The sequence below is a fragment of the Microbulbifer aggregans genome (assembly GCF_001750105.1).
Classification (GTDB): Bacteria; Pseudomonadota; Gammaproteobacteria; order Pseudomonadales; family Cellvibrionaceae; genus Microbulbifer; species Microbulbifer aggregans.
Genome location: NZ_CP014143.1, coordinates 2375147 through 2382500, shown reverse-complemented (window position 1 = coordinate 2382500; position 7354 = coordinate 2375147). Strand labels below are relative to the sequence as shown.

At 59.2% G+C, this 7354-nt stretch carries 7 protein-coding genes; all 7 read right to left on the bottom strand.

Features of this window, described 5'->3' with window-relative positions:
- Positions 1-91: 91 nt before the first annotated feature.
- Entirely contained in the window at positions 92-286 is a 195-nt protein-coding gene (gene csrA, locus AUP74_RS10280; RefSeq protein ID WP_069947498.1) for a carbon storage regulator CsrA, read from the bottom strand.
- 229 nt (positions 287-515) lie between these two features.
- Positions 516-1754, bottom strand: a complete 1239-nt coding sequence (locus AUP74_RS10275) for an aspartate kinase (protein WP_069947497.1) — start codon at positions 1752-1754, stop codon at positions 516-518.
- A gap of 275 nt (positions 1755-2029) precedes the next feature.
- On the bottom strand, positions 2030-4642 hold the full coding sequence (alaS, locus tag AUP74_RS10270; RefSeq protein ID WP_069947496.1) for an alanine--tRNA ligase: 2613 nt from the start codon (positions 4640-4642) through the stop codon (positions 2030-2032).
- Positions 4643-4704: 62 nt separating this feature from the next.
- Positions 4705-5052: a histidine triad nucleotide-binding protein gene (locus AUP74_RS10265; protein ID WP_069947495.1), complete on the bottom strand. Its 348-nt coding sequence runs from the start codon at positions 5050-5052 to the stop codon at positions 4705-4707.
- Positions 5053-5055: 3 nt separating this feature from the next.
- Entirely contained in the window at positions 5056-5241 is a 186-nt protein-coding gene (locus AUP74_RS10260; RefSeq protein WP_069948827.1) for a Trm112 family protein, read from the bottom strand.
- Between the two features lie 99 nt (positions 5242-5340).
- Positions 5341-6180, bottom strand: a complete 840-nt coding sequence (locus tag AUP74_RS10255) for an alpha/beta hydrolase (protein WP_069947494.1) — start codon at positions 6178-6180, stop codon at positions 5341-5343.
- A 118-nt stretch (positions 6181-6298) separates the two neighbouring features.
- The gene (locus tag AUP74_RS10250; RefSeq protein ID WP_069947493.1) at positions 6299-7321 is read right to left on the bottom strand and encodes a class I fructose-bisphosphate aldolase; all 1023 of its coding nucleotides are present in this window, start codon (positions 7319-7321) and stop codon (positions 6299-6301) included.
- Between the last annotated feature and the right edge of the window lie 33 nt (positions 7322-7354).

Here is a 7354-nt window from a genome sequence, read left to right as displayed (position 1 = left end):
CAAACCCTGTTTGGCGGGCGTTTCATCTAGCCAGAAACCGAAAAGGCCGGGCAAGCCGGCCTTTTCATCAGCTGTCCAAAGCTGGCAGTGGCTATTCGCCTTCACCACCTTCCGCAGACTGCTTTTCGCGTTGGATGCGTTGGTAGATCTCCTCTCGGTGCACCGCAACTTCCTTGGGCGCATTTACGCCGATCCGAACCTGATTCCCCTTGACGCCGAGTACGGTCACTGTGACGTTGTCACCTACCATCAGCGTCTCGCCAATCCGGCGGGTCAAAATCAACATTGGCTACTTCTCCTTGGTCATCCTGTGAGAGCGCAGCGGAACATTCCTATGGCTGCGCTATTGGTCATCATAACCGGATGGCGGCGCAAAAAGGTCGAAACTGCCCATCTCCCTATTCATTATTGACCAGCGGATCAAAATCTCAATAGGTCGGACTCTACGCCAAATGACCAAATTGCTATGGTCAGGCTACGCTCGCCTTAGTTCTGGTTATAGCTCTTTACTGCGCCTAACGTGTCTGCCTGGGTTCAGAGAGCTCAAATTCGCTGTGCAGTGCCCGCACTGCCAGCTCCAGATAGCGCTCATCGATAATCACCGAAATCTTGATTTCGGAAGTGGTGATCATCTGAATGTTGATATTGTCTTCGCCCAGGGCGCTGAACATGCGGCTCGCCACATTGGCGTGAGAACGCATGCCCACACCGACGATAGAGACCTTGGCAATCTTGTCGTCGGAAACCACTTCCCGGGCACCCAGCTCTGCAGCCACCCGCTCCAGCACTTCCCGCGCTTTCCGCAGATCGTTGCGATGCACGGTGAAAGTGAAGTCGGTAGTGCCATCGACCGCACTGATATTCTGGACGATGACATCGACCTCAATGTTCTCGGCTCCGATCGGCGCGAGGATGCGGCAGGCCACTCCCGGGTTATCCGGCACGCCACGAATCGTCAGCTTTGCCTCATCGCGATTAAATGCGATACCGGAAACGACTGGTTGCTCCATTTCGTTATCTTCCTCATCCAGACTGATCAGAGTGCCGTTACCCTCTTCGAAGGTAGAGAGCACCCGCAACGGTACTTTGTACTTGCCCGCAAATTCCACCGCTCGAATCTGCAGCACTTTGGAACCGAGGCTGGCCATCTCCAGCATCTCTTCGAACGTAATGCGATCCAGGCGGCGCGCGCTATCGACTACCCGCGGGTCGGTGGTGTAAACCCCGTCCACATCGGTATAAATCTGACATTCGGTTGCATCGAGGGCTGCTGCCAGCGCGACACCGGTGGTATCGGACCCACCGCGCCCAAGCGTGGTGATATTGCCGTCCCCATCCACGCCCTGGAAGCCAGCGACCACCACGACCCGACCAGCGTCCAGGTCACGCCGCATGCGTTCGACATCAATCTGCTGGATGCGGGCTTTGGTGTGGGCGTTGTCAGTCAGAATTTTGACCTGACCACCGGTATAGGAACAGGCGTCATAACCGCGCTTCTTCAGCGCCATGCTGAGCAGAGCAATAGTGACCTGCTCGCCCGTGGAGACCAGCACATCGAGCTCCCTCGGATCGGGACGCTCCTGGATCTGGTAAGCAAGCTCAATCAGGCGGTTCGTCTCACCACTCATGGCAGACAGAACAACCACCATCTCATGGCCCTTAGCACGGAAGGCAGCCACTTTGTCGGCAACGGCCTCGATGCGCTCAATTGAGCCAACGGAGGTACCACCGTATTTCTGGACGAACAAACTCATGGACTATTGTGTTTCCTTACTACCAACACGGCCAGGTGCCGCGCCGTCTCTGCTCCCGATGACTATCAGAGGCGGGGAACGCCCGCTACCCGGCCCACGCAGTGACTTCAACAACACGGGGCGCCGAACAGCACTGGGAATCTGGCAATCGCAGAAGCCGGCCAACCTGGCGGCCTCTGCGACGGGCCAATTAGCGCAAGTCGCGCACTAAATCACCAAAATCGGGGGAAATCAACTTGGCAAATAGAATTATCCGCCAAATTGACCCAAATTAACTACTTAAGCTGGCTCTCGACCCAGACAGGAACCTCTTCGAGCATACCCGGTAGAGCGGCAACGTCGGTGCCACCACCCTGAGCCATATCTGCGCGACCACCGCCCTTGCCACCCAGCTTGGTGGCGGCGAACCGCATCAGGTCGCCCGCAGCGACGCGCTCGGTCAGATCTTTGGTTACCGCCGCAACAAGGGCCACCTTGTCTTCACCGGGAGCTGCCAGGAGTACGACACCGGACCCAAGTTTGTTCTTCATCTGGTCAGCGAGATCTCGCAGGGACTTGGGATCAGCGCCTTCTATCGAGGCAGCCAGCAGCTTGAACCCGGCGACTTCCACTGCCTGCGACGACAGGTCGCCACCCGCACCACTCGCCAGCTTCGTTTTGAGCTGGGCGATCTCTTTTTCCAGCTTGCGATTGGTAACGAGCAGTTGCTCGACTTTGTCAGCCAGAGTATCCGGGCGGGTCTTGAGCAGCGTTGCCACGTGCTCCAGGCGCTGTTGGGCTTCATCGAACATTGCCAGGGCGTGCGCGCCGGTCACGGCCTCGATTCGGCGCTGACCGGAAGCGATGCCGCTCTCGGACACGATCCGGAGCAAACCGATGTCGCCGGTCCGTGCTACATGGGTGCCACCACAGAGCTCTACAGAAAAAGCATCTCCGTCCTCTTCGCGCCCCATGGACAGCACCCGGACAGTATCACCGTATTTCTCACCAAACAGCGCCATGGCACCCTTGCGTTTGGCGGTTTCGATGTCAGTCTCTTCGGTCTGGACGGGTGTATTGGCACGGATCTGCCCATTGACCAGGGCCTCAATCGCATGCAACTGCTTCGCGGTAACTGCTTCCGGGTTGGAAAAGTCGAAACGCAGGCGCTCGGAATCCACCAGCGAGCCCTTCTGGGTCACATGCTCGCCCAACACCTTACGCAGCGCCGCATGCAGCAAGTGAGTAGCAGAGTGATTCAGTGCAGTGGCCTGGCGCACATCGGCAGAAACTTCTGCCTGTACCGTATCACCGACGGAAAGGCCGCCCTGCAGCACTCGGCCAGCGTGCAGGTGGTGGCCGCCCTGCTTGGTGCAGTCCGCCACTTCGAAACGCCCGCCGTCCCGCGTCAGGTAGCCGCAGTCACCGACCTGACCACCGGACTCGGCATAAAAAGGTGTGCGGTCGAGTACGACCGCACCCTCTTCGCCCTCTTCCAGGCGGTCCACCTGCTCCCCGCCCCTGACGATCGCCAAAACTTTGCCGCTGGCATTGGTAGCGTTGTAGCCCAGGAATTCGGTGCTGCCTTCCAGGTCGAGAGCACCAGTGTAATCCTGCTTGAACTTGCCGGCTGCACGGGCACGCTCACGCTGAGCCTCCATGGCTACTTCATAGCCGGCCATATCGAGGGACAAGCCCTGTTCTCGGGCAATATCCTGGGTCAGATCGACCGGAAAACCGTAGGTGTCATAAAGTGTAAAAACCAATTCACCGGGAATCTCGCTGCCCTGCAGGGATTCGAGCACATCCCCCAGCAGCGCCATGCCCTTGTCCAGGGTCTTGGCGAACTGTTCCTCTTCCTTGTGCAGGGCGGACTCGATAACGGACTGCTTCTCGCGCAGCTCCGGGTAGGCATCACTCATGACACCCACTAATGCCTTTACCAGCCGATAGAAGAAGATGTCCTTGTGGCCCAGCTTGTGACCATGGCGTACGGCGCGGCGAATGATCCGACGTAATACGTAACCGCGGCCCTCGTTGGAGGGCATAACGCCGTCCGCGATCAGGAAAGAGCAGGAGCGAATATGGTCGGCAATCACCCGCAGGGATTTGTTTTCCAGATCATCACAACCGACGATCTCGCCGGCAGCCTTCAGCAGCGCCTGGAACAGGTCGATCTCGTAGTTCGAGTGCACACCCTGCATTACAGCGGCGATCCGCTCGAGGCCCATGCCGGTATCGACAGAGGGCTTGGGCAGCGGGTGCAGCTCACCATCGGCAGAGCGATCAAACTGCATAAACACCAGGTTCCAGATCTCTACGTAACGGTCGAGGTCATCGTTATCGGAACCGGGCGGGCCACCGGGCACATCCTCGCCGTGATCGTAGAAAATTTCAGAGCTGGGGCCGCACGGGCCGGTGTCACCCATCTGCCAGAAGTTGTCTTCGTCGAGGCGGGAGAAACGGTCCGCACTCACGCCCATTTCTTTCAACCAGATATCCGCGGCCTCGTCATCACTGATGTGAACCGTCACCCAGAGGCGCTCTTCAGGCAGCTGCAGCACCTTGGTGAGAAAATTCCACGCAAACTGGATTGCCTCCCGCTTGAAATAGTCACCGAAGCTGAAATTACCCAGCATTTCAAAGAAGGTGTGGTGGCGCGCGGTGTAGCCGACGTTCTCGAGATCGTTTTGCTTACCACCGGCCCGCACACAGCGCTGGGAACTGGTCGCCCGGGTATAAGGTCGCTCTTCGCGTCCCAGGAATGTGTCCTTGAACTGCACCATACCAGCAGCGGTGAACATAAGGGTTGGATCATTGCCGGGTACCAGTGAACTGGAGGGCACCACGGTATGGCCCTGGTCGGCAAAATAATTCAAAAAGGCTTCGCGTATCTCTGCGCTTTTCATCCAGCGTAATTCCAGCTCGTTAATAGAAATTTCGAATGGCGGTGGCCGCGCGGGCGGAAACCCTAATCGGCCAGGTCCTGCTCACGCATCTTGCGGTTGGCGAGCAGGTGTATGTGCATGTGGAAGACCGTCTGCCCCGCATCGCGGCCGTTGTTCATCACCAGGCGGTATCCGTCCAGCCCCATTCGGCGCCCCATTTCGGATGCCACCCAGAGCAGGTGCCCAAGCAGCGGCTTGTCATCCGCGCCGGCGTCCAGAAGGTTGATCAGAGGCTTCCTGGGAATGATCAGCAGGTGTGTCGGTGCCTTTGGCGCCCGATCCCGGATCACGATGCAGTGCTCGTCCTCGAAGACCCGTTCTGCCTCAATCTCTCCGGTGATAATACGGCTAAAGACACTGGGCTCGGGCACAGGCTATTTCTCCAGTTTTTCCTCGGTGGTCAACTGACGGGCCTCAGATTCCAGCATGACCGGAATCCCATCCCGGATCGGATAGGCGAGTCCGCTGGCCTTGCAGACCAGCTCCTGGGTCTCCTCCCGGTATTCCAGCGGGGCCTTGCTGACCGGACACACCAGCAGGCTGAGCAGTTTCTTATCCATGTACCCAAACTCCACAAACATGGCCACAGCGGCCCAAAATGACCGCGTATAGTACAACGGATATGCGCCGGTTTCACGACAGCTGGCCCCGATGCTGGATCAGGCTTCCTGTGCGGCTTTCTGGCTCGGGGCGTAGGCGCGGAGGTGCTCCAGAATCTGGGCCAAGGCATCGGTGCCCTGTCCGGGTTCATTGAGCAGCTCATGGCAGGCTCCGTCATAGCGGAGAAGCGTCTTTTCCCGGCTACCCAGGGATGCGAAGAAATCCTCGGATGCGGCGCTGTCCACAATCCGGTCACCGAGGGGCAACAGGAGCACACAGGGCACTTCGATCTCGCCGGCCGCGGCCAGGACCGCCTGCCGCTCGCGCAGAAAAGCGAGGAACCAGGCCGGCGTGATGCGCCGGTGCACCAGCGGATCCCGCAGATACTCCTCGATAACGCCGGCATCGTGACTCAGCCAGCGGGGATTGACCCGGTTCGGTAGAGGAAGCGACGGCAGCCAGCGACCGAGCAGCCGGATAAGCTTCAGCTCAAAAGCCGCCGGTTCCGCACATCCACGAAAAGCCGGCGCAGACAGCAGAAGACTGTCGACCCCGCCAAAGCGATGGACGCAGCCACTGGCAATCAGGCCCCCCATGCTGTGACCGAGGAGGTGCACGGGGCGGCCGGGGTTATCCCGACGCACGAGACGGATGAAGTCGTGGAGGTGGGTACTGTAACGGGCAAAGTCATCGATATGCCCCCGACTGCCCGGCGACAATCCGTGCCCCACATGATCGAGGGCGTAAACACTGAACCCGTTGCGGTTGAGCTCCAGAGCAAGCCGACGGTAGCGTCCACTGTGCTCACCCAAACCATGGGCAACAACCACGACACCCAAGGCACCTTCCACCCACCAGCGGCGGAAGTGCAGCTGATCTCCCCGAGAAAGAAACTGCATCCCTACCCCCTCTCTTCGCTGTTGTTATCAATATTATTGTTGAGGCGGGACTGCAACAGGCTTGTCCCTGCCCAGGGCTTGCCGGTTCCGCAAACCCTTCATCACTGTTTTTATCTGTTTACGGGCTCTCGGACTCCAGCCCCTCAGTGTACTCGCCCAGCATTGCCAGGTGATTCAGCCTCGCCCGCTTCAGCAATGCGCTCTGGGCCTGGCTGCGCTGGCTATCATCCCCGGACCAGGTATGCAGCGCAGGCTCCTGGAGCGCGCGACCATAGGAAAAACTGAGCTGCCACGGGGCATGCCACAGCTGGTTGAGCGCGTTGAGGTTTGCCGTAGCCTCTTCAGGCCCCTGCCCTCCGGAGAGGAAATTGATACTGGGCACCGCGGCCGGAACGGCACGGCGCAGGGCCCGCATTGTGTATTCGGCCACCTGCTGCGGTGGTGCCTTGGCACATTCGCTGCCCGGGGTAACCATGCTCGGCTTGAGCAACATCAACTCCAATACCACCCCATGGCGATGGAGCGCATGGAATACCTCATGCCAGACCTGTTCGTTGACCTCAGCGCTGCGCTCGATGCTGTGGTCACCATCCATCAGAACCTCAGGCTCAACGATCGGTACCACACCACATGACTGACACACCGCGGCGTATCTCGCCAGCATCTCCGCATTGGCCGTCAATCCCAGAGAAGTAGGGTTGGATGGGCTAATGGGATACACCTCCCGCCACTTGGCAAACCGGGCTCCCTGCTCCTTGTAGCCCTGCAGGCGCTCGGCCAGACCGTCGAGACCATAGGTGATCATATCTCCCGGCGCACCGGGCAGCGGCCCCTTCCCCTTGTCCACCTTGATACCGGGTACGATTCCCGCCCTGGCAGCAAGCTCCGGCAACAGGGAGTCATTGTCGTCCCTCTGACCCAGGGTTTCCTCGAACAGGATCACTCCGCTGACGTACTGACCCAACCCCTCCGTGCCCAATAAAAGGCTGCGGTAAAAGCGCCGGTGCTCCTCCGTGGAGTCGACACCCACCGACTGGAAACGCTTGGCGATGGTGCCGCTGCTCTCATCCGCCGCGAGCACGCCCCGCCGACCATCCACCATGTCTGCGACTGTGGCCTGTAGTTCTTCTGTTACCGACATTGTCTTCCCTCCTATTCGCTACTGAACAGAGAA